Raw genomic sequence first — 22059 nt, 5'->3', positions numbered from 1 at the left:
CGCCAGGCCGAACCCACTACCCGCCGACGTGTGCCAACCCGCGTTCCCGCGAAGCCGCCGCGCCCCGCTGTGCACGCAACTCTTCTCGCGTTGGAGCCCGGGAGAACGGGACCACGCTGGAACGGTTGCGTAGGTGGAGCCATGGGTCACCCGGCAACCGGCAGCCGCCGACGCGAGTGGATGCGGTCCGACTCTTCGCGAAAAAGCGGTCGTCCTCGATCGAGCGAATCCGCTTTGCGCGGGGCCCCTACGAGCCTGCGGTGGGGCAAAAGCGGGTGGGATGGCAAGCCACCCCACCCGCAGGGAAGCTTGGCAGACTCGTCCCCCCACACAAAGCAAATCCGCCCGATCAGGGGTGTGGCAAGGGCGCGTTGCGTTGGCGAGCAACGTGGGATCAAGGAGCGTTTGCAGGTGGGTTGCGAGAGAACTCGCGGAAGGGGTGGGGGAACTCAGGCAGCGGCGCGACACATGGGCAGGCGACGCGGAACAAGCAGCCGACTGCGGGGCGGGGTTGGAGAGGAAGCCGCGGCAGAGAAGAGAGGCTCAGGCAGAGACCCGCCACGCGAACAGACGACACGGGACGATCAGCAGGCCACAGGCAGGCGGGAAGAGAACCCGCGGAAGCGAGAACAGGCACAGGCAGACACGCACCACGCGAACAGACGACACGGGAGGAGCAGCGGGCCACAGGCGGGTGGGAAGAACTTGCGGAAGGGGAGGCGGAGGCAGAAGCGCGTCGCCTGGACCGACAGTATGGGATCAAGCGGCGGGCTGGTGGGAGAACTCCCGGAGGGATAGCGGCAGGCGGGCCGGACCTCAGAGCCGGTACTGCGCGCCGCGCTCAACGACGGTGACCTCGCCGTCGTAGGCCGAGCGGGCTTCGGCCAGGACGGCGGCCGGGTCGGTCCAGGGCGCGATGTGGGTGAGCATCAGGTGGGAGGTCCCCGCCGCCGAGGCGACCTGCCCCGCCTCGAGACCCGACAGGTGCAGGTCCGGCACGTCGACCGAGCCGTGCGTCCAGGACGCCTCCGCGAGGATCACCTCCGCGCCGTGCGCCAGCTCCGCCAGCGCCGCGCACACGCCCGTGTCGCCCGTGTAGACGAGGCTCCGGCCGCCGTGGCTGATGCGGAAGCTGAAGGACTCGCACGGGTGGGCGGCCGGGGCGGCGACCACCTCGAACGGTCCGATGTGGAGTTTGCCGGGGGATAACGCGCGGAAGTCGAACACATCGGACAGATCCGCGGCGGCCCGGTCGGCCTCGTCGGTGGCGTAGGCGTTGGCGAACCGGGCGGGCGCCTCCTTGGGCGCGTACACGGGTAACCGGTGTTCCCGGGGGTCCCGGGTGGGGGCCGGGTGGTACCGACGGTAGACGGTCAGCGCCGTGAAGTCCGCGCAGTGGTCGGCGTGCAGGTGCGAGAACAACAACGCGTCCATGGCGAACGGGTCGCGGATGGCCTGCAGGGCGGCGAAGGTCCCGTTGCCCAGTTCCACTCCGAGCTGGAAGCCGTCGGCTTCCAGCAGGTAGCCGGAGGTCGGGGCGTCGGGGCCGGGCACACTCCCGGAACAGCCGAGGACGGTCAGCAGCACGTCCGACAGCCTGTCACAGCCAGGGGTACGCAGACATCACCATCGAGCCAATGGAGCAAAGCCCGCGACGCCGGGACCGAGGAACCGGCGGGCCAGCCGGTCGAACGGTTCGGCGGCCCCGGTGGCACCGAACTCGTGCACCGGGTCATCCTCCAGCTCAGTCAGCGAACCGGTCTCGGTCAGCACCCGGAAGACGTCCTTGGCACATTCCTCCGCACTGGACACGAGCGTGACATCGGGCCCCATGACGACCTGCAGAACCCCGGTGAGCAGCGGGTAGTGCGTGCAGCCGAGCACCACGGTGTCCACAGCGGCCTGTTGCAGCGGCTCCAGGTAGGTCTGCGCCAGCCCGAGGATCTGCCGACCGGAGGTGACGCCCCGCTCCACGAAGTCGACGAAGCGCGGGCACGCGGCACCCGTCACGGCGATGCCCGGCGCGGCGGCGAACGCGTCGTCGTAGGCCCCCGAGCGGATGGTGCCCGTGGTGCCGATCACACCGACGCGGCCGGACTTCGTGACCGCCGCGGCCCGCCGCACGGCGGGCACCACGACCTCGACGACCGGGATGGGGTAGCGCTCGCGGGCGTCGCGCAGGCAGGCGGCGGAGGCGGTGTTGCAGGCCAGCACGAGCATCTTCACGCCGCTGTCGACGAGCTCGTCGGTGATCGCCAGGGTCAGTTCGCGGACTTGGGCGATCGGCCGCGGGCCGTACGGGTTGTTGGCGGTGTCGCCGATGTAGCGCAGCCGCTCGTGCGGCAGCTGGTCGATGATCGAGCGGGCCACGGTGAGCCCGCCGACCCCGGAGTCGAAGATGCCGATCGGCGCGTCCGGGTTCACAGGGCCCCGGTCGGACCGGGCAGCTCGGCCCGCGGCTCAGCAGGCACCCGGCGGGCGGTGGACCGGTTCCCCAGCGCCACCAGCCAGGCCGCGAGTACCCCGCCGAGCGCGCCGAACAGGTGGCCCTGCCAGGAGACACCGGGGTTGCCCGGCAGCACGCCGAGGAGCGTGGTGCCCCAGTAGAGCAGCAGGCCGACGGCCACCAGCAGCTGCAGCGCGCTGCGGTTGAAGACACCCCGCACGAGCAGGAACAGCAGCCAGCCGAAGCACAGCCCGGAGGCGCCGACGGTGACCGACTGCGATGGCGAGGTCAGCCAGACGCCGAGCCCGGACACCACCCAGATCGTGGCGGTGACCGCGACCCACTGGGCCAGTCCGCCCGCCATCGACAGGAAGGCGAACACCAGCAGCGGGATGGTGTTCGCCAGCAGGTGGTCCCAGCCGTGGTGCAGCAGCGGGGACCACAGCACGCCGAGCAGGCCGGAGGCCTCGCGCGGCACGACGCCGTACTGGTCGAGATCCGCGGGCAGCACCGCGTCGACCAGTTCGACCAGGTACATCAGCAGGGTCATCGCCCCGACCACGATCGCCGCCTGCGCCGGGTTCGGTGGCAGGACGCGCGCGGCTTGCCGAGTGGCTGGCTGGGTGCTCACACCACGAGATTACGTGGTCGGCCGGGCTCTCCGGATCAGGTGAATCCCGGATTCGCCCCGGGGTTGGCCCCCGGTGACCAGCCGGTGCCGCTGCGCTCAGTCGACGGCGCCGAGCAGGCGGGTGAGGGACTCCTCCATGCGGCGGGCCAACTCCCGGGCGCCCGCCCAGCGCATGACGAACCCGGTGGCCGCGCTCCGGGGTTGCTGCAGCGTGCGGAGCCGGACGACGGTCGCGTCCGGGCCGTCGGGTTCCAGTTCGATGCGGAACACCGCCGACGCCGCGTAGCTCGGGGCCGGTTTGCCGTTGAGGCGCTCGGCCGTGTGCTTCCACGCGATGACGCGCGGCGGGTCGTACTCGACGACCTCCTGGTCGATCTCCGAGCGCTTGGCGCCCCACCGGCCGTGCTGGGTGCGCTGCTCGCCCAGCCCGGACCCCGACCGCACCTCCGTGCGGTCGGCGAAGCTGAACCAGTCGGGCGCGCGGGCGGCGTCGGACACGACGGCCCACACCCGCTCGATCGGGGCGGGGACGCGCCCCGACCGCTGTACCTCTACCGCCGGTCGGTTGGGCTTGCTCACGCGCGGAACACTAGGCCCAGAGGTGCCCGTCGAGGCGTTCGGCCGCCTCGTCGATGGTGCCGCTGTAGGCGCCGGTCGACAGGTACTTCCAGCCCGCGTCGGCGACGATGAACACCACGTCGGCCGACTCGCCCGTGCCCGCGACCTTCTCCGCCACGGCCAGGGCCGCGTGCAGGATGGCGCCGGTGGAGATGCCCGCGAAGACGCCCTCGGTCTCCAGCAGCTGCCGGGTGCGGCGCAGCGCGTCGTACGAGCCGACCGAGTAGCGGCCGGTCAGCACCTCGGGGTCGTACAGCTCCGGGACGAAGCCCTCGTCGAGGTTGCGCAGGCCGTAGACCAACTCGCCGTAGCGCGGCTCGGCCGCGATGACCTGCACGTCCGGCTTCTGCTCCCGCAGGTACCGGCCGACGCCGACGAGGGTGCCGGTGGTGCCCAGGCCCGCCACGAAGTGGGTGATGCCGGGCAGGTCGCGCAGGATCTCCGGGCCGGTGCCGCGGTAGTGCGCGGCCGCGTTGTCCGGGTTGCCGTACTGGTAGAGCATGATCCAGTCCGGGTTCTGCTTGGCCAGCTCCTTGGCCCGCCGCACGGCCTCGTTCGAGCCGCCCGCGGCCGGGGAGAACACGATCCGCGCGCCGTAGGCCTGCAACAGCTGCTTGCGCTCCTCGGAGGTGTTCTCCGGCATCACGCAGACCAGCCCGTAGCCCTTGAGCTTGGCGGCCATGGCCAGCGAGATGCCGGTGTTGCCCGAGGTCGGCTCCAGGATGGTCGCCCCGGGCAGCAGCCGCCCGTCGCGCTCGGCCGCCTCGATCATGGCCAGCGCGGGCCGGTCCTTGATCGAGCCGGTCGGGTTGCGGTCCTCCAGCTTCGCCCACAGCCGCACGTCCTTCGACGGCGACAGCCGCGGCAACCCGACCAGCGGGGTGTCGCCGAGCGCGTCGATGAGCGAGTCGTACCGAGCCACGGGTGTCCCCCTCCGGGTCCGGGAGTTCCGGTTAGCGCGCGCCGCCCGCGACGGCGGGCAGGATGGTCACGTTGTCGCCGTCGGCGACCTTGGCCTCCAGGCCGCCCGCGAAGCGCACGTCCTCGTCGTTGACGTAGATGTTGACGAAGCGGTGCAGGGTGCCGTCCTTGACCAGGCGGCCCTTGATGCCGCCGTGGTTGGCGTCCAGGTTGTCGATGACCTCGGCCAGGGTGCTGCCCGCGGCGCTGACGGACTTCTCGCCGCCGGTGTGCGTGCGCAGGATGGTCGGGATCGAGACGGTGACGGCCATGGTTCAACCTCCGGGTATGCCAGTGCTGGCGCTGGTTCCACTTACAGGGAAAGACGCGTGCGCGCGCCCGGACTATTCCGGGACGCGCGGGATCTCACTGCTCGGGTACGTCGTCCGGGCCGGTGTGGGCGAACCGGTACGACTCGACGACCTCGACGGGCTCCTCGGTGATCACGCCGTCGACGATGCGGAACGAGCGGAACTCGTGCTCCTGCGGGTCGCGGGTGGAGATCAGCACGTAGTGCGCGTACGGCTCCTGCGCGATCTTGGCGTCGGTGCGCGACGGGTACGCCTCGGTGGCGGTGTGCGAGTGGTAGATGACCACGGGCACCTCGTCGTTGGCGTCCATCTCGCGGTAGAGGCGGAGCAGGTCGGCGGAGTCGAACTCGTAGAACGTGGGTGAGCGGGCCGCGTTGAGCATCGGGATGAAGCGCTCGGGGCGGTCGGACCCGTCCGGCCCGGCGATGACGCCACAGGCCTCGTCCGGGTGGTCGCGGCGGGCATGGGCCACCATCGCGTCCACTAGGTCACGGCGGATCGTCAGCACGCGCCCATCCTACTGGGTGAGTGCGGCCCTCCCAGTGTGTGAGAGAACGCAGTTCACGAGCCGTGGGACGCCCACACGTCGCGGTAGGAGCGCAGGTCACCGACGGTCGTGGCGGCCAGCGCGCCGTGCGCGACGGCGCGGGCGAAGACCGCCGCGGCGGCGATGTAGAGCGCGTTCAGGGCCGCCGGACCGGCCACGGCGTGGGTGCCGGTGGCGGCGGAGAACACGGTGTCGCCGTCGAAGAGGGTGTGCGACGGGCGGATCGCGCGGGCCAGGCCGTCCTGGGCGGACATGGCCAGCCGCCTGCACTCCGCCTTGGTCAGCCGGGCGTCGGTCGCGACGACGCCGATCGTGGTGTTGAGGTCGGTCGGCAGCGCCGAGACCTGCGCGGCCCACCCGGGCGGTTCCGGGAATTCACCGGGCTCACCGGGGGCGTGGAACCCACCGGTCGAAAGGTCGACGACCTCACCCCGGGCGTTGACGGCGGCGACCGCGCCGACGGTGATCTCGCCCACCTCGGCGCTCGCGGTGCCGATGCCGCCCTTGAGCGAGCCGACCCGGGCACCGGCGCCCGCGCCGACGCTGCCCTGCTCGACCGGGCCCGCCGCGGCCGCCGCGCAGGCCGCGTAGCCGAAGTCCGCGTCCGGCCGGTTGCCCCACGCGCCGCGCGGCAGGTCGAACAGCACGGCGGCGGGCACGATCGGCACGACCTCGTGCGTGGCCGGTCCGACCCGGAAGCCCCGGCCGCGCTCCCCCAGCCACCGCATGACGCCGTCCGCGGCGGCCAGCCCGTAGGCGCTGCCGCCGGAGAGGCACACCGCGTCGACCCGGCTGACCAGGTTCTCCGGCGCCAGCAGGTCGGTCTCGCGGGTGCCCGGCGCGCCGCCGCGGGCGTCCACACCGCCGACGGTGCCCTCGGGCAGCAGCACGACGGTGGTGCCCGTCGCCCAGCCGTCCCCGACCCGGTGGTGGTGGCCGACCAGTACGCCCGGGACGTCCGTGATCGCGTTCACCTACGGGGTGGACAGCGCCTGGACCAGGGAGTCCTGCACCCAGGTGAGCCAGTTGTAGACCGACAGGTGCGGGCTGCGCGGGTCCTCCTCCGGCAGCTCGTCCGGCATGTCCTCGGTGACCTCGATGGCCGTGCCGAGGGCGAGGCGGACGTCGTTGAGCGCGGCGAGCCAGGCGTCGGCCTGCTCCAGCGACAACCGGATCTCGCCGCCGTACATCGGGCAGGACTCCAGCACCACGGCGGCGACCCCGGTCTTGAGGTCGAGCAGGGTGGGCTCGTGCAGCGAGCGCAGCACGGCCGCGGAGTCGAGGTCCGCCTTGGACGGGTTGTCGTCGTCGAGGCGGTGGAAGTCGGGGAGCAGCCGGGACAGGATCGGGTCGTCCGGCGAGGTGGACGGGCCGGTGCGGATGCCCGTCAGCTCGGCGAGTTCGTCCTGCGGGGTCTCCTCGATGCGGGCGCGCAGCATGTCGTCGATCTGGGAGACCAGGCCGCGCAGCACGGCCGCCTCCTGCCGGTCGATGTCGGCCTGCACGCGCTCGCCCGAGCGCTTCCAGGGTTTCACGACGTGTGTTCCATGGTCGCCCACAGGCCGGCGGCGTGGAGTCTGGCGACGTCGGCCTCCACCTTGTCCTTGCTCCCGGCGGAGACGATGGCCTTGCCCTCGTGGTGCACGTCGAGCATGAGCTTCGTGGCTTTCTCGCGGCTGTAGCCGAAGAGCTTCTGGAAGACGTAGGTCACGTACGACATCAGGTTCACGGGGTCGTTCCAGACGACGGTCTGCCAGGGTCGGTCCTCGGACACGACCTCGGAGCCCGCCGGTGTGGCCTGCGTCTGCTCCATGTCGACGGCTGCGGTCATGGGTCAATGGTGGCATGACCGGTTTCGCGGGGACCGGCGGATCTTCATTCGTTCGGAGTATGCGAGTAACCGATCGTGCCCGTCTGGGGCAGTCCGGGTGCGGGCTTAGGCTCTGCGGCATGGGTGTGCCTACGGGCGCGGGGACCGCGCTGCTGACCGACCACTACGAGTTGACGATGCTGGCCGCGGCGCTGGCCGACGGCACCGCGCGCAGGCGGTGCGTGTTCGAGGCGTTCGCCCGCAGGCTGCCCGACGGGCGGCGCTACGGGGTGGTCGGCGGCACGCAGCGGGTCATCGACGCGATCGGCGCGTTCCGCTTCGGCGACGACGAGATCCGGCACCTGCGGGAGACGTCCGTGGTGGACGAGGACACGCTGGCGTGGCTGGCCGAGTACCGCTTCGCCGGTGACGTCGACGGCTACCCGGAGGGCGAGCTGTACTTCCCCGGGTCGCCGATCCTGACCGTGACCGGCGACTTCGCCGAGGCGGTGGTGCTGGAGACGGTGGTCCTGTCCATCCTCAACCACGACAGCGCGATCGTGTCGGCGGGCGCGCGGATGGCGGGCGCGGCCAACGGTCGACCGATCATCGAGATGGGGTCGCGGCGCACCCACGAGCGGGCGGCGGTGGCGGCGTCGCGGGCCGGGTACCTGGCCGGGTTCGCGACCACGTCCAACCTGGAGGCGGGCCGCACGTACGGCATCCCGACCTCGGGGACCTGCGCGCACGCGTTCACCCTGCTGCACGACGACGAGCGGGCCGCGTTCGCCGCCCAGGTCGCGGCGCTGGGCGTGGGCACCACGCTGCTGGTGGACACCTACGACATCACCCGCGGCATCGACACCGCGATCGAGGTGGCGGGCACCGGGCTGGGCGCGATCCGGATCGACTCCGGCGACGTCGGCGTGCTGGCCAGGCAGGCCCGCGAGCAGCTCGACGCGCTGGGCGCCACCGAGACCCGGATCGTGGTCTCCGGCGACCTCGACGAGTACGCCATCGCCGCGCTGCGCGCCGAGCCGGTGGACGCCTACGGGGTCGGCACGTCGCTGGTCACCGGGTCGGGGGCGCCGACCGCGGGGATGGTCTACAAGCTGGTCGAGGTCGAGGGCAGGCCGGTGGCCAAGCGCAGCTCGCACAAGGAGTCGCAGGGCGGGCGGAAGCTGGCGCTGCGCAGGCACAAGCCGACCGGCACGGCGCTGGAGGAGGTCGTCTACCAGGCGGGCGGCGCGGCCCCGGAGTTCGGGGAGCACGACCGGGCGCTGCAGATCCCCCTGATGCGCGGTGGACAACCCCCGTCGGAGTTGCCCACGCTGGAGGACGGCCGCACCCGGGTCCGGCAGGGCCTGGTCAGCCTGCCCTGGGAGGGCCTGAAGCTCTCCGCGGGGGAACCCGCCATCCCCACCGTCCACCTGTCGCAGGAGTCGTGACCGCCATGAGCGCCTTATCCGCCCTGATCATCGTCGACGTGCAGAACGACTTCTGCGAGGGCGGTTCCCTCGCGGTGGCGGGCGGGGCCGAGGTCGCCGCCGCCATCTCGGCCCACGTGGCCGCGGGCGGGTACGACCACGTGGTGGCCACCCGCGACTTCCACGTCGACCCGGGCGCGCACTTCAGCGAGACCCCCGATTTCGTCGACAGCTGGCCGGTCCACTGCGTGGTCGACACCGCGGGCGCGGGCTTCCACCCCGCCCTGGACGTGGCCCCCATCGAAGCCGTGTTCTCCAAGGGCGCCTACGCGGCGGCCTACTCGGGGTTCGAGGGCTCGGCCGCCGACGGGAACACCCTCGAAGCCTGGCTCCGCGCCCGCGGCGTCACGCGGGTGGACGTCGTGGGGATCGCGACGGACCACTGCGTACGAGCCACCGCCCTGGACGCGGCCCGCGCGGGCTTCGCGACGACGGTCCTGCTGGACCTGACCGCGGGCGTCGCGGCGGCGACGGTGGAGACGGCCCTGGACACACTGCGCGCGGCGGATGTCGAGTTGGTGGGCACGCCGAAGGTCGCCTGACCTGTCCCACGGAGTCGGTCGGGCACATCGCTTCCGTGCCTGACCGACTCCGCTCAGGCCACCTTCACAGCCTCCGCGCCCAACCTCCGCTCCAACGCCCGCGAGGGGTCCGTTCCTTTGGGAGAGTACTGGCGCGGTAGACGGTTGGTGTTCCCATTCGTCCCGCGTTGCCAAGGGAAATGGGGATCGCAGAAATAGACCGGCATCCCGGTCGCCATGACGAACACCGCCTGGTCGGCCATCTCGCCGCCCCGGTCCCAGGCGATCGATTCCCGAAGGGATTCGGGCAGGGTCTTCATTTTGTTCGCAACAGCATCGCGGCCCGACCCTCGGCCTCTGCCAGGCGTTCGCCGACGTTGACCATACCCACGATCAGGTCGTGTCGAGGCTGCTCCAGTGATGGTGACACACGTTTCGCGCGGCTGGACCGCAATGCCTTGTACACCACGACCCGCAGCTCACCGCGGAACTCAACACCACACGACACGCCACGAGCATGATCTCCGCACACCCATTCTATTGGCGGCCGTGCGCGGGCAGAAGTGGTCGCGGATCACTGTGGACAACTCCAGCGCATGTGTGTGAACGCGCGATCGAGCGGTTCTAGGCGGCGGGCGTGGGCTCGCGGACCAGGAGGCGTTCGAGGGCGGCCACCACTCTGGTCGCCGCGTGGCCGTCGCCGAAGGGGTTGGGGGACGTGGGGTGCGGGGGTGTGGCCAGGAGTCGTTCTGCGGTGGCCAGGATTCGGGCGCGGTCGGTGCCGACGACGTGGGCGTGGCCCGCGCGGACGGCTTCCACCCGTTCCGTCACGTCCCGCGCGACCAGGACGGGGACGCCGAAGGTGGGGGCCTCCTCCTGGATGCCGCCCGAGTCGGTGATCACCAGGGTGGCCCGGCGCAGGGCGCGGACCAGGTCGGGGTAGTCCAGCGGCCCGGTCAGCGCTATCCGGGGGTGTCCGGCGGCCACCTCGGCCACCTGGGCCCGGACGGTCGGGTTCGGGTGCACGGGCAGCAGCACGCGGACGTCGGGGTGGCCGTCGGCCAGGGCTCGGACCGCGCCCAGGACTTCGGCCAGCGGTGGGCCCCACGACTCGCGGCGGTGGACGGTGACCAGCACCGACCGGCTGCCGCGGTCGAGGTCCTGTTCGAGGGACGCCAGGACGGGGTTGATCGCGGGTAGGTCGACGGCCGCGATGTGGCGCACGGCGTCGACCACCGTGTTCCCCGTGACCTCGATCGACGACTCCGGCACGCCCTCCGCGCGCAGGGCGTCCGCCGCGCCGGGGGTCGGGGCCAGGTGCAGCGCGGCGATCCGCGCCACCATCTGCCGGTTGGCCTCCTCGGGGAACGGCGCGGCGAGGTCTCCGGTGCGCAGCCCGGCTTCCAGGTGCACGACCGGAACACCGCGCCAGAACGCGGCGAGCGCGCCCGCCAGTGTCGTTGTCGTGTCGCCTTGCACGACGAGCGCTCCCGGTTCGCGCCTGCGCAGCGCGCCGTCCAGCGCGGGCAGCAGCGCGGAGACCAACTCCGCTTGGCCGCCCCGGGGTCGTTCGACGACCAGCACCTCGTCCGGGCACAGCCCGAACGGCGCCACGGCCTGCTCGACCACCCCCGGGTGCTGTCCACTGTGGACCATGTACGGCCGCAACCCCCGGGACCGGGCCAGCGCCAGCGCGACCGGGGCCGCCTTCACCGCCTCCGGCCGGGTGCCGACGAGCAGCATGACTTCTTCGTTCACGGTTCTCCTAGAGGAGAGAGCGGAAGCGGACTCCGGGCGAGGGAGGCACCCGGAGTCCACTTCGGACTATTCCGCAGCCGGGCCGCGGCGTCGCGCGCGGAGCACGAACAGCAGGCCGACCGCCAGCAGCAGCACGCCAAGCGCGATCCACCAGCCGATGTCGGCGCCGGTCAGCGCCAGGCCCGCGCCGCCGCCGAGCGCGCCACCGGTCGGAGCTCGGTACATCCCGCCCTCCCCGGCTCAGGCCGCGACCGCGCGGCGCCTGCGGACCACGACCGCGGCGACCGGCACCGCCACCATCGCCAACAACCCGGCACCGAGCCACAGGCCCACCCCGGAGGCCAGCGGCACGGGTGCCGCGGCGGCCCCGCAGGTCGCGCTCCCGAGAACCACGTCGCCCTCGCCGACGGCGGCGTTGAGTCGCAAGTGGACACCGTTGACCGTCAGCGCGCCGTCGCGGGACCGAGTCTGCTCGTTGAACGTCAGCGACACCAGCGGCGAAGGTCCCGTCGGCACGGAGACAACCGTGTTCGGGGGCGGATCAAGCGGCACCTTCACACCCGCGAGGCGCACGTCGGTCAGCGCGGTGCGGCCGGTGATGCCCGCCTGGGTGGCCTCGCAGTCCACGTCGATGGCGCCGATGCGACCCAGTTGCGCCAGCGGCAACGTGACGTTGGCCAGGTCCGCGCCCGCGCGCACCACCCCGGTGTCGTCGTCGCGGCTCGCGGAACTGGTGACCAGGTCGGCGCCCGCGACACCGGGCAGCGCGAGCCGGGCCAGCCGCGCGGTGGGCGCCCCGGCGGTGCCGCTGGGCGCCAGCGGACCGAGGTCCACGACCGAGGCGGACGCCAGCTTCACGCCCGCGTCGGCCACGTAGGCGGAGGCGTCACCGGGGGCGGCCGACGCCGGGGTCGCCCCGGCCAGCAGGACGCAGGCGGTCGCCGCGGCCACGGCCAGCGCGCGCTTCGGTCTGTCGGACAGGTCGAGCATGCATGTCCTCCATGCGTTTTGAGACGGTGGGGATCGTGGAGTGACCCGGAGCCCGGGCGGCCGATGGGGACCGGGGCGCTCGGTGGGGACCGGGTGGCGAACGGCGTATCGCGGCGGGCACCGGAAAAAGTGACAGCTCCGCGGATCTGCAACCCGATCGTGTGGATCACGCGTTCGGTCACCCGCGATAGCGGGAAACCACTAACAGAGGGTGTATCTCGACGGTCGGGACATCACCCGGATCGCGGATGTAGCCCCGGAGGTGGGGTGGCCGATGAGAAACTCGACGCGTCGAGTGAACGGCGCGCGCTTGATCGGGAAGGAGCGGCGGTGGCGTTCACCGACGCGCAGCCCGCCCCGCGCACCGCCACGGCCACCCCGCTGACCCGCCTCGCGGTCGCCGGTCTGGTCGTCGCGGCGGTCGCGCTGGTGGTCGGCAACCGGCTGTACCGGACGGCGGAAATGGCGCTGGCGAGCGGGATCCTGCGGCTGGTCACGCCATCCGGGGTCTACCTCGCCCCGGAGCGCCAGTCCGTCTACTTCGGACTTGCCACGGACGCGCCGTTCGGGCTGCGGATGAGTCCGGAGTGCACGTCGGCGTTCCTGGTGCTGCCGCTGCTGGTCTTGGCGGCGGTGGTGATCGCGCTGCGGCCGTTCGTCGCCCGGCGGGTGCTCGTCGCGCTGCTCGCCGCGTCGGTCGCCGTCATCGCGGTGAACCAGGTCCGGATCATGACGCTGGTCGGCCTGATCCAGTGGCTGGGCACCGATCGCGGCTACTACTGGGGCCACACGCTGCTGGGTTCCCTGGTGAGCGTGCTCGGCGGCGCGGCGGCCCTGGTGCTGTTCGTCTGGCTGGGCACGCGCGCGCCGCGGGACGAGCGGTGAACCTGGCTCTGCTGCTGGGTTTCACCCAGGCGCTCGCGCTGACCATGAGCGTGGCGTTCATGACCTACGTGGCCCTGATCGTGGTCCCGTACCTGCGCCACCGCCGCGCCGCGCCCGGCGACCCGCACCGGCTGGAGTGGCACTTCTTCGTGCCGTGCCGCGACGAGCGCGCGGTCGTCGGCGACACCGTGCGCTACCTGCGCGGCACCTTCCCGCACGCGCACGTCTGGGTCATCGACGACGACTCCGACGACGGGACGGCCGACGTCGTCACCGCCATGCAGGGCCCGCGCCACGGCGGCGACCGGAACCTGCACCTGGTGCGCAGGCGGCGGCCGAACGCGCGCACCGGCAAGGGCGCCGCGCTCAACGCCGCGTACCGGGCGCTGAAGGGCTGGCTGGGCAGGCACGCCGACACCGACCGGGCGATCATCGTCGTGGTCGACGCCGACGGGCGGCCAGCGCCGGACTGCCTCGCGGTGTGCGCGGCCGACCACCTGTTCGGCGACCCCCGCGTCGGCGCGGTGCAGGTCGACGTGCGGATGCGCAACCGGGGCACGCCGCCGCGCGGAACAGGGTGGTGGCGGCGGAAGTTCGGGCTGGCCATGGTGCGCATGCAGGACCTGGAGTTCCGCAGCGCGATCGCCGCGATCCAGCTCTCGCGCGGCCGCACCGGCACGATCTCCATGGGCGGCAACGGCCAGTTCACCCGGTTGTCCGCGCTGGACTCGATCACGCACGGCCTCGGCCCGTGGCGCGGCGCGCTGCTGGAGGACTTCGAACTCGGCGTGCACCTGCTCACGCGCGGCTGGAAGACCGGCTTCACCCTGGACACGCACGTCGACCAGGAAGCGCTCTACAGCCTGCGCCGCTTCCTGGCGCAGCGCACCCGCTGGGGCCAGGGCACGATGCAGTGCGGCAAGTACGTGCGGCGGATCTTCGACTCGCGCCACCTGTCCACACTGGGCGCCGCGGAGATGCTGTACTACCTGGCCCAGCCGTGGATGCAGCTGCTCGGCACGCTGATCTACCCGATCCCGTTCCTGCTGCTGGCCTTCCGCGCGGCGGGCGACCCGGGCGCGGTGTGGGACTGGTTCACCGGCGGCGCCTGGATCCTGTTCACCGTCTACGGCGCGTTCGGGTTGCTGCCGTTCGTGATCTGGGGCCCGATCTACCGCAGCCGGTGCGAACCCGGCAAGGGCCTGCTGCGCGCGATCGGCTGGGGCTTCGCGTACGCGGTGTACATCTACACCTTCTACATCACCTCGTGGCGCGCGGTGTTCCGCCTGGCCAGACGCCGCAACGGCTGGTCCAAGACCAGGCGGAACACCGAGCTGAACGCCGGCGTGGTCGCCTTGGATCGCTAGTGCGCCGGGTTGCACGTCACCGAGCCCGCGGTGATCGACCCGCTGGTCGGCACCGCCGGTGAGTTGGTCGGGTTGAACCAGATCTTGATCGCGTGCACGCTCAGCGACCCGTCCGGCGGATCGGCCTCGACGGTGTCGTTGAGCACGACGTTGGCCAGCGGCGGGTCGTCCGGGGTGGCGCCCGGGACCACGATGACGTAGTTGGCCGGGATGTCGTCGGGGACGTCGATGCCGGTGACGCCCGCGAGGGAGACCGAGGACTTCACGCCGCCCTTGTCGGTGGTGCCGCAGCTGACCGAGAACGTGGCCACCTTGATGACCGGGACGCCGCCGAGCCTGCGCTGGTTCACCTCGAACTGGCGCCCGCTCGCCGACGCCGACGCCGTGCCGGTGGCCGGGTCGAAGCCGCAGGTGCTGTTGCCCGGCCCGAAGCCGAGCAGCCCCGCGTCGGACGCCTCGACCTGGTCGGAGGTGCCCGGGGTGGTGCCGACCAGCGGTCCCCCGGCCGCGCACTGGCCCAACGGCCCGATGTCGACGGCGATCCCGCCGAACATCGCCATCCCCCCACCGACGCTACCGCTGCTGTCCGCGGGCACCGCCGCGTGCGCGGGCGCCACCGCCAACCCCAAAACCCCCACCGCGGTCGCCAGCACAACCCGGCCACGGCCCAGCCCGATCGAGAAAGACATGCCCGATTCCCTCCAGTTCGCGCCTACCTGCCTCCCGAGTGGATCGCGCCCCAACCCCCCACTGCCAACCGGACAGCCCCAACCACTCGCGAGAACCCGACGGCCACCCGACCAGGGGACACGTCCACTCACCCGAATTCGCAGCGCAACCAGGCCGGCGCACCCCGTTCCCGCTTAAGGCAATGCCGCGCCACCGCGCTCCCCGAGGCGGCTCCGCCCCCGCGTCCAGACCGGGACAACCCGCGTCGAGTGCCGCCGCACCCGGCGAGGAGGTCGTGGTGGCCGGAGTGGATCCGCTGGTCGGAGCGCTGCGGAGTGGTCGGGCGCGCCCGGGGTCCACCAGCCCGGGTGACGTGCCGCGAGCCGGTGCGGGCGATCCGGTTCGGCCGCGGGCGAGGACTGACGGGGGCTACGGGTACCGTCTCCGCCATGTCTCAGTCCCCACCACCCGTGCGTGAGTTGTTGGACGTCGCGGTGTCAGCGGTGGGTGGGGCGGAGCGGGCCGGGCAGGTCGAGATGGCCGAGGCCGTCGCGGCGAGCATCCGGACCGGGGACCACCTGGCCGTCCAAGCCGGGACCGGGACCGGCAAGTCGCTGGCCTACCTGGTGCCCGCGATCCGGCACGCGGTCGTGAAGGGCAAGTCGGTGGTCGTCTCGACGGCCACCATCGCGTTGCAGCGCCAGCTCGTCGACCGCGACCTGCCCCGCCTCGCGAAGGCGCTGGGCACGACGCTCGGTCGCAAGCCGACGTTCGCGATCCTCAAGGGGCGGCGCAACTACCTGTGCCTGCACCGGCTCGACGGGCCCGCCGAGGAGCCGGACGACCAGGTCCTGTTCGACCCGTTCGCCGTCTCCCGCCTCGGCCGCGAGATCACCCGCCTGCGGGAGTGGGCCAGCGACACCGAGACCGGCGACCGCGACGAGCTGGTGCCGGGGGTGTCCGACCAGTCGTGGCGGCAGGTCTCGGTGACGGCGCGCGAGTGCCTGGGGGTGTCGCGCTGCCCGATCGGCACCGACTGCTTCGCCGAGCGGGCCCGCGCCGAGGCGGGCAAGGCCGACGTCGTGGTCACCAACCACGCGCTGCTGGCCATCGACGCGCTCGGCACCGCCCAGGTGCTGCCCGAGCACGACGTCGTGATCATCGACGAGGCGCACGACCTGGTCGACCGGGTCACCTCCGTGGCGACCGGCGAGCTGTCGGCCACCGCCGTGACCGTCGCCGCGCGGCGGGCGGGCAAGCTGGTCACCGACGAGGTGGCCGACCGGCTCATCGAGGCGGGCGAGGGCCTGGCCATGCTGCTGTCGGAGGAGCAGACCGGCCGCATGGACGTGCTGCCGGAACCGCTCGCGGTGACCATCCAGGGGGTCCGCGACGCGGCGCACAAGTGCATCACCGCGATCGGGCCGGAGCGCAAGGACGACACCGACGCCGCGACCGCCCGCAAGCTGGCGCTCTCCGCGCTGGACGAGGTCCACGACACCGCGGTGCGCGTGCTGGAGGCCTTCGGCGACGACCTGGCCAACCGGTACGACGTGGTCTGGGTGACCGGCGACTTCGGGTCGAACGCGCCGCGCCCGCCGACGATCCGCGTCGCGCCGCTGACCGTGGCGGGTCTGCTGCGGGAGAAGCTGTTCGGCGAGAACACCACCGTCCTCACCTCCGCGACCCTCACCCTGGGCGGCACGTTCGACGCGCTGGCCCGGCAGTGGGGCCTGCCCGGGTCGCAGCGGCACGGCGTGAAGGCCGAGGGGGCGGCGTCGGACAAGGAGCCCGGCGACGAGGTGCGCTGGACGGGGATGGACGTCGGTTCGCCGTTCGACCACGCCCGGGCGGGCATCCTCTACACCGCCCGCCACCTGCCCACCCCGGGCCGCGACGGGCTGCCGCCCGCGTACCTGGAGGAGCTGCGCGAACTGGTCACCGCGGCGGGCGGGCGGACGCTGGGCCTGTTCTCCTCGATGCGCGCGGCCAAGCAGGCGACGGCGGAGCTGCGGGACAAGGTGGGCGTCGACATCCTCTGCCAGGGCGAGGACTCGACGTCGCTGCTGGTGAAGAAGTTCGCCGAGAACCCCAGCACCTGCCTGTTCGGCACGCTGTCGCTGTGGCAGGGGGTGGACGTGCCGGGGTCGTCGCTGTCGCTGGTGGTGATGGACCGCATCCCGTTCCCCCGCCCCGACGACCCGCTGGCCTCGGCCAGGCAGCGCGCGGTCGAGGCCCGCGGCGGCAACGGCTTCCTTACCGTCGCGGCCACCCACGCCGCCCTGCTCCTCGCCCAGGGCGCGGGCCGGTTGCTGCGCTCGATGGACGACCGCGGCGTCGTCGCGATCCTGGACCCCCGCCTGGCCACCGCCAGGTACGGCGGCTTCCTGCGCGCGTCCCTACCCCCGTTCTGGCCGACCACCGACCCGGACGTGGTCCGCGCCGCCCTGCGGCGCTTGGCGGCATCGGCGGACTGAGCACAACCGCGGCTGCAACACTTGTGGTCGCCACCTAGCTTCGCGGAGGACGAGTGTCACCCAACCCCGGCACCACGGTCGACGACCAGGGCGTGCGCAGGCAACTGGCCGACGGCACCGAGGAGTCGGTGTCGTGGACCGACCTGACCGAGGTCGCCATCCGCACGACCCCGGAGGGCCCGTGGAAGGAGGACGTGTTCTTCCTGCTGATGCGGGAGGGGGGCGGGGGGTGCGCGGTGCCCGCGGGAGACCCGTCGGCGGACGACCTGATGGGCAGGCTCCAGTCCCTCCCCAACTTCGACAACGACGCGTTCATCGAGGCCATGACGACCACGGAGGACGGCCTCTTCGTCATCTGGCAGCGCTGAGCGGTACTTCGGTCATCCGCACCACGGCGAGCGCTGAGTGATCTAGCTTGATCTTTCGTGGACGAGCGGTGCAGGCACGATCTGCTGCGGGGACAGTGCGCCGACTGCAAGCCACCACCACCCGGTGTCCGCGCCCACGGGTACCGCACTCGTGGCGGCTCGGCGTACCACAACGATCCGTCGTGCGACTGGCTCGCCCGAGGCCAGCGCTACGCGGCTGCGCGTGGGCAGGACACCCGTGCGGTGGTGCCGATCCACTGGGCGAACGTCCGGCCGGGGACGTTGGAGCCGTGCGAGCACTGCTGCACCACGGCCTGGGTGGCGCGCCACAATCCCGCTGTTGCTCCCGCCTCGGCCTGGAAACCGTGCGAGGTCCTCGACGGCGAGCTCTGGTACGACGGTCACCTGTCGTGGGAAGCCGCGCGTCGTGAGGACGGGCTGTGGTGGGCGGAGGTGCGGTACTCGCGGGACGGGCAGATGCTGACTGCGGTGCGGAACGAGAACGCGGTGCGACCACCGCAATGATCCCCCACCCGCCCGAGCCACACTCGCCCTCCCGCCCAGGCCGCTTCGCACCCCCTCCCCGCCGAGCCGAATCCACTAGCCGCCGACATGTGCCAGCTCGACCTTCAACCGCTCGAGCCGCACTCGCCCACCCAGTCCAGGCCGCCTCGCAACCCTTCCCCGCCCCGCCCCGCCAGGCCGAGCCCGCCACCCGCCGACGTGTGCCAGCCCGACCCCCACCGAACTCGTCGCGCTCCTGCTCACTGCTCGATGGGGTGGAACGTCTTTGTGTGGGGGGACGGACCTGCCAAGCTCGCCTGCGGGTGGGGTGGGCTTGCCCCTCCCACCGCTTTGCCCCACCGCAGGTCCGTAGGGGCCCCGCACAAAGACGTTTCACCCCATCGAGCACAGCTCGATTCTCGCGTTCAGACCACGGGAGAACAGGTCCCCGCCGGGTCGATCGATACTCACCTCACGCCGCGGACCAGACACCCGCCGGGCCGGGTCCATCAGTCCAGCCCCACGCGAAAAACAAGGGCGGCCTCGATCGGGCGAACTTGCTTTGCGCGGGGCCCCTACGGACCTGCGGTGGGGCAAAGCGGTGGGAGGGGCAAGCCCACCCCACCCGCAGGCGAGCTTGGCAGGTCCGTCCCCCCACGCAAAGCAAGTCCACCCAATCAAGGCGTATAGCGGGGGCGCGTTGCGTTCTGTGGGGGCTGGGCTCAAGCGGCGGTCGTGGGGGTGGCTGGGGAGAAATGTGTGGGGTGGAGGCTGGGATCCCGCAGCAGTCATGGAGATGGCCAGGGAGAAACGCGTTAGGCAGGGGGCTGAAATCCTGCGGCGGTTGTGAAGGTGGCTGGCGGGAGAAGAGCATTGGGCGGGCTGGGCTTCTGCGGTGATTCGGGGTGAGTCCGGTGTAGCCACGCCGCATTGGGGCGGGAGCGGGATTCGGGCGGCGGTTGACCTGAGCGGCTGCGCCGCACCAGTGCGGGGCTGGGGCTGCCCCTATGCCTCCGGCCCCCGGTATCAATTCTACCGGCGGGCACCGACGATTCCCGGCAAAGATGATCAAGCCTGTGGATAACTCAGGCCCACTGCGCGATGACGGTGACCGTGCCCGGGGCGACCTCGGTGAAACCCGCATCCCGCACCGCAACAGCTCGATGAGTTTCCCAGGCCGATTTGGGATCCGTGCCGGGGTGGACCTTGGTCCACTGGTCCGCAGAAGGCGTCCGGACGGCGCAGCGGAGGTCTGTTTCGGTCCACTGCTTGATGCGGTCCTGCTCCCCCGACGCGTGCAGCTGGGCGGCTAGGAGCATGGTGGCGTGGCCCACTTGGGCTGCCGCCTTGCCGACTGTCATGGGGACGGTCGGGTTGAGCCACAGGACCGGGGTGTCGGTCGGGATCGGGCCCGGGGTGTCGTCCGGGAGTTCGCTGCCGGAGATCTGCAGGCGGGACAGGACCTTCGGGGCCTCGACGACCTTGCCCGGTACGAAAGCGCGGGCCTCGGCACCATCGACCGTCACCGTGATCCCGGGGAGTTCCTGTACAGCCGCCCAGTGCGCCCCCCGCGCCCGCCGGGACACCTTGCGGATCCGGCCGCGCACCCAGGCATCCACCTCCGAGTGCCACGGGCCTTCCGGCTCGGCACGCGGATCCAGGCACACCGCCAAGGAAGCTGCCGCAGCGGCTTCCAGCAGCGGGGTGCGCAACGGCGCCGGATCCCGCTCGACGCGCAGGACTATGGGCATGGCTCGGACCTCGGTCGGGTCTTCGTCTGCCGTGTCGTTGGTCGTGTGCGCGGGGAGGCTCATCCACGTGACGTAGCGGGCGGCCAGTGGGTCGAGGATGGTCAAGGCTGCTCCGAGGCCGCGTCGAAGGATTGGGTGATGAGGGCGCGCAACACGTCTTGGTCGGTTTGGTTGACGTGTTTGAGGTAGACGCAGCCTTTGCTGGTCGTGTGCTTTCCGAGGGTGGTCAGCGGGTAGTCCGTGAGTGGGCCGGTCAGGTACAGGACCGTGTGCGGCTTGCGCGGGGCGAAGGCGACGGCTGGGGTGTCGCCCTCGCGGCCCGAGTCGTAGCGGTAGTGGCGGGAGCCGAAACCGATGATGGACGTGCCCCACAAGACCGCGGGCTCACCTGTCACCTCGGCCATCATGGCGACCAGGAGTTCGGCGTCGGCGCGGCGCTGGGGGTCGGGCACGGCGGCGACGAACTCGGCGACGTCGTCCGTGGTCGGTTCCACCTGGTACCTCCCAAGAGACCGGGGTGCGGTCGGGGAAACCTACCCGACCGCCACCCAGGCCTACCTCAGATCCGCTCCGGGTCCAGCCCGTCGGCCAGGTCCGCCGCCTCGATCTCGCTGCGGGTGACGCCTAGGACGAACAGCACGACGTCCAGGTACGGGTGCGACAGCGCGGTGTCGGCCACCTCGCGCAGGGCGGGTTTGGCGTTGAACGCGATCCCGAGGCCCGCCGTGGACAGCATGTCGATGTCGTTGGCGCCGTCGCCGACCGCTACGCACTGGGCGAGGGGGATGTCGTAGCTCTCGGCGAAGCGGCGCAGGGCGACGGACTTGCCCGCGCGGTCGACGACGTCGCCCAAGACGCGGCCGGTCAGGTGGCCGTCGACGACCTCCAGCTCGTTGGCCGCCGAGAAGTCCAGGCCCAGGTCGTCCACCAGGCGGGCGATGGTCGCGGTGAAACCACCGGAGACGACGCCGCAGCGGTAGCCGAGGCGCTTCAACGTGCGGATGGTGGTGCGGGCGCCCGGGGTCAGCTCCATCGCGGCGGCGACCTCGTCGAGCACCGAGGCGGGCAGGCCTGCGAGGGTCTTCACCCGCTGGTGCAGCGACTCGGTGAAGTCCAGTTCGCCGCGCATGGCGGCCTCGGTGATCTCCCGGACCTCGTCCTCGCGGCCCGCCTTGGCCGCCAGCATCTCGATGACCTCGCCCTGGATCAGCGTCGAGTCGACGTCGAAGACGATGAGGCGCTTGGCGCGGCGGGACAGCAGGTCGCGCTCGACGGCGATGTCCAGGCCCACCCGCACGGACAGCTCGGCCAGCGCCGAGCGCAGCTCCGCGTCGGCGGCGTCGGTGTCCTGGGAGACCGAGACGCGCAGCTCCAGGCCGGTGACCGGGTAGTCGGCCACCCGGCGGATCGCGTCGATGTTGATCTCCAGCGCGGCCAGCCTGCGGGCCACCTCGCCGAAGCCGCGGGCGGACACCGGGTGGCCGAGCACGACCAGCACGTGCGTGGACGGCTTGACCGGGCGCTGCTCGGCGCCGACCTGCACCTCCACCCGCATCTCCACCGACGCCATGGCCTGCTCGACGGACTCCTGCAGGCCCTCGGCGTCGTGGTCGGTGGCCACGAGCGCGCCGAGCACGAGCTGGCCGCGGATGACGACCTGCTCGACGTCGAGGATGTCGACGCCGTGCCGGGTCAGCGCGGCGAACAGCACCGAGGACACACCCGGCTTGTCCGGCCCGGTGACGGTGATCAGGACTGGGGTCTGGAGGGGACCAGGTGAAGTGGACACGATCCGGAGGCTCCCGTGACGACTGGCCTGCCGGTCCCGCTCGGGGACACCGGCTCGGCGACTGGGCTGGCGGTGCGCGCGGTGCCGCCGCGACGGGCCGGGTCGCGGCCGTCCGCGCGGTGGTGCGGGGTGCCCGTCGGTCGCCGCCGCGGCGGTGACCTCCGCTCGGG

24 protein-coding genes and 1 pseudogene are annotated in these 22059 nt (G+C 72.1%); 7 read left to right on the top strand and 18 right to left on the bottom strand.

Features of this window, described 5'->3' with window-relative positions:
- Positions 1–816: 816 nt before the first annotated feature.
- The 10 genes from V5P93_RS06590 to clpS form a co-directional block, all read right to left on the bottom strand.
- Entirely contained in the window at positions 817–1587 is a 771-nt protein-coding gene (locus tag V5P93_RS06590; RefSeq protein ID WP_104478486.1) for an MBL fold metallo-hydrolase, read from the bottom strand.
- A gap of 36 nt (positions 1588–1623) precedes the next feature.
- A complete protein-coding gene (gene murI, locus V5P93_RS06585; RefSeq protein ID WP_104478485.1) occupies positions 1624–2424 on the bottom strand; it encodes a glutamate racemase in 801 nt (266 codons plus the stop codon).
- The gene (locus V5P93_RS06580; RefSeq protein ID WP_374065503.1) at positions 2421–3077 is read right to left on the bottom strand and encodes a rhomboid family intramembrane serine protease; all 657 of its coding nucleotides are present in this window, start codon (positions 3075–3077) and stop codon (positions 2421–2423) included. The genes murI and V5P93_RS06580 overlap by 4 nt, the downstream gene beginning before the upstream one ends.
- 96 nt (positions 3078–3173) lie before the next feature.
- A complete protein-coding gene (locus V5P93_RS06575; RefSeq protein WP_104478484.1) occupies positions 3174–3656 on the bottom strand; it encodes an SRPBCC family protein in 483 nt (160 codons plus the stop codon).
- A 10-nt stretch (positions 3657–3666) separates the two neighbouring features.
- Positions 3667–4617: a PLP-dependent cysteine synthase family protein gene (locus tag V5P93_RS06570; RefSeq protein WP_104478483.1), complete on the bottom strand. Its 951-nt coding sequence runs from the start codon at positions 4615–4617 to the stop codon at positions 3667–3669.
- Positions 4618–4648: 31 nt separating this feature from the next.
- A complete protein-coding gene (locus tag V5P93_RS06565) occupies positions 4649–4927 on the bottom strand; it encodes a MoaD/ThiS family protein (protein ID WP_104478482.1) in 279 nt (92 codons plus the stop codon).
- A 94-nt stretch (positions 4928–5021) separates the two neighbouring features.
- Complete coding sequence (locus V5P93_RS06560; protein ID WP_281261650.1) at positions 5022–5474, bottom strand: M67 family metallopeptidase; 453 nt, start codon at positions 5472–5474, stop codon at positions 5022–5024.
- A 53-nt stretch (positions 5475–5527) separates the two neighbouring features.
- Entirely contained in the window at positions 5528–6487 is a 960-nt protein-coding gene (locus V5P93_RS06555; RefSeq protein WP_181043406.1) for a P1 family peptidase, read from the bottom strand.
- Complete coding sequence (locus tag V5P93_RS06550; RefSeq protein ID WP_104478481.1) at positions 6488–7048, bottom strand: DUF2017 domain-containing protein; 561 nt, start codon at positions 7046–7048, stop codon at positions 6488–6490.
- Complete coding sequence (gene clpS, locus V5P93_RS06545; protein WP_104478480.1) at positions 7045–7344, bottom strand: ATP-dependent Clp protease adapter ClpS; 300 nt, start codon at positions 7342–7344, stop codon at positions 7045–7047. Before clpS ends, V5P93_RS06550 begins: the two co-directional genes overlap by 4 nt.
- Positions 7345–7463: 119 nt before the next feature.
- On the opposite strand from clpS, the gene V5P93_RS06540 reads away from it, so the two are divergent.
- A complete protein-coding gene (locus V5P93_RS06540) occupies positions 7464–8771 on the top strand; it encodes a nicotinate phosphoribosyltransferase (protein ID WP_104478479.1) in 1308 nt (435 codons plus the stop codon).
- 5 nt (positions 8772–8776) lie between these two features.
- Positions 8777–9352, top strand: a complete 576-nt coding sequence (locus V5P93_RS06535; RefSeq protein ID WP_104478751.1) for an isochorismatase family protein — start codon at positions 8777–8779, stop codon at positions 9350–9352.
- A 53-nt stretch (positions 9353–9405) separates the two neighbouring features.
- On the opposite strand, the pseudogene V5P93_RS06530 reads toward V5P93_RS06535, so the two are convergent.
- The 4 genes and pseudogenes from V5P93_RS06530 to V5P93_RS06515 all read right to left on the bottom strand — a co-directional run.
- Positions 9406–9678 (bottom strand): annotated as a pseudogene (locus tag V5P93_RS06530) (IS30 family transposase); the annotation flags it as partial.
- A gap of 277 nt (positions 9679–9955) precedes the next feature.
- Positions 9956–11074 (bottom strand): non-hydrolyzing UDP-N-acetylglucosamine 2-epimerase, encoded by a 1119-nt coding sequence (wecB, locus tag V5P93_RS06525; protein WP_104478477.1) that lies wholly within the window; start codon positions 11072–11074, stop codon positions 9956–9958.
- 81 nt (positions 11075–11155) lie between these two features.
- The gene (locus V5P93_RS06520; RefSeq protein ID WP_104478476.1) at positions 11156–11314 is read right to left on the bottom strand and encodes an LPXTG cell wall anchor domain-containing protein; all 159 of its coding nucleotides are present in this window, start codon (positions 11312–11314) and stop codon (positions 11156–11158) included.
- Between the two features lie 15 nt (positions 11315–11329).
- Positions 11330–12079 carry a choice-of-anchor P family protein gene (locus V5P93_RS06515; protein ID WP_104478475.1) on the bottom strand — a complete coding sequence of 250 codons (750 nt, stop codon included), beginning with the start codon at positions 12077–12079 and terminating at the stop codon, positions 11330–11332.
- A gap of 330 nt (positions 12080–12409) precedes the next feature.
- Between V5P93_RS06515 and xrtP the strand changes: the two genes are divergently transcribed.
- On the top strand, positions 12410–12964 hold the full coding sequence (gene xrtP / locus V5P93_RS06510) for an exosortase P (RefSeq protein ID WP_245931186.1): 555 nt from the start codon (positions 12410–12412) through the stop codon (positions 12962–12964).
- Positions 12965–13008: 44 nt separating this feature from the next.
- Complete coding sequence (locus V5P93_RS06505; RefSeq protein ID WP_104478750.1) at positions 13009–14331, top strand: glycosyltransferase; 1323 nt, start codon at positions 13009–13011, stop codon at positions 14329–14331.
- Here the strand turns inward: V5P93_RS06505 and V5P93_RS06500 are convergent.
- Positions 14328–15020 (bottom strand): hypothetical protein, encoded by a 693-nt coding sequence (locus tag V5P93_RS06500; RefSeq protein ID WP_146107978.1) that lies wholly within the window; start codon positions 15018–15020, stop codon positions 14328–14330. The two genes, V5P93_RS06505 and V5P93_RS06500, sit on opposite strands and share 4 nt — an antisense overlap.
- A 429-nt stretch (positions 15021–15449) precedes the next feature.
- Between V5P93_RS06500 and V5P93_RS06495 the strand changes: the two genes are divergently transcribed.
- From V5P93_RS06495 to V5P93_RS06485, 3 genes are read left to right on the top strand one after another with little or no spacing between them, the layout of a single operon-like run.
- Positions 15450–17477, top strand: coding sequence for an ATP-dependent DNA helicase (locus V5P93_RS06495; protein ID WP_104478471.1), 2028 nt, complete (start codon positions 15450–15452; stop codon positions 17475–17477).
- A 53-nt stretch (positions 17478–17530) separates the two neighbouring features.
- Positions 17531–17845 carry a hypothetical protein gene (locus V5P93_RS06490; protein WP_104478470.1) on the top strand — a complete coding sequence of 105 codons (315 nt, stop codon included), beginning with the start codon at positions 17531–17533 and terminating at the stop codon, positions 17843–17845.
- Between the two features lie 57 nt (positions 17846–17902).
- A complete protein-coding gene (locus tag V5P93_RS06485; RefSeq protein WP_146107977.1) occupies positions 17903–18370 on the top strand; it encodes a hypothetical protein in 468 nt (155 codons plus the stop codon).
- A gap of 1064 nt (positions 18371–19434) precedes the next feature.
- Here the strand turns inward: V5P93_RS06485 and V5P93_RS06480 are convergent.
- The 3 genes from V5P93_RS06480 to serB all read right to left on the bottom strand — a co-directional run bounded on the left by V5P93_RS06480 (position 19435) and on the right by serB (position 21889).
- Positions 19435–20205 carry a peptidyl-tRNA hydrolase gene (locus tag V5P93_RS06480; protein WP_181043405.1) on the bottom strand — a complete coding sequence of 257 codons (771 nt, stop codon included), beginning with the start codon at positions 20203–20205 and terminating at the stop codon, positions 19435–19437.
- The gene (locus V5P93_RS06475; protein WP_104478468.1) at positions 20202–20594 is read right to left on the bottom strand and encodes a DUF1801 domain-containing protein; all 393 of its coding nucleotides are present in this window, start codon (positions 20592–20594) and stop codon (positions 20202–20204) included. Before V5P93_RS06475 ends, V5P93_RS06480 begins: the two co-directional genes overlap by 4 nt.
- Positions 20595–20659: 65 nt before the next feature.
- The gene (serB, locus tag V5P93_RS06470; protein WP_104478467.1) at positions 20660–21889 is read right to left on the bottom strand and encodes a phosphoserine phosphatase SerB; all 1230 of its coding nucleotides are present in this window, start codon (positions 21887–21889) and stop codon (positions 20660–20662) included.
- Positions 21890–22059 lie beyond the last annotated feature (170 nt).

Origin of the sequence: Actinokineospora auranticolor, assembly GCF_041897805.1 — a bacterium.
Taxonomy (GTDB): Bacteria; Actinomycetota; Actinomycetes; order Mycobacteriales; family Pseudonocardiaceae; genus Actinokineospora; species Actinokineospora auranticolor.
The sequence above is the reverse complement of the archived record's forward strand: the minus strand, read 5'-3'. Positions and strand labels throughout refer to the sequence as shown.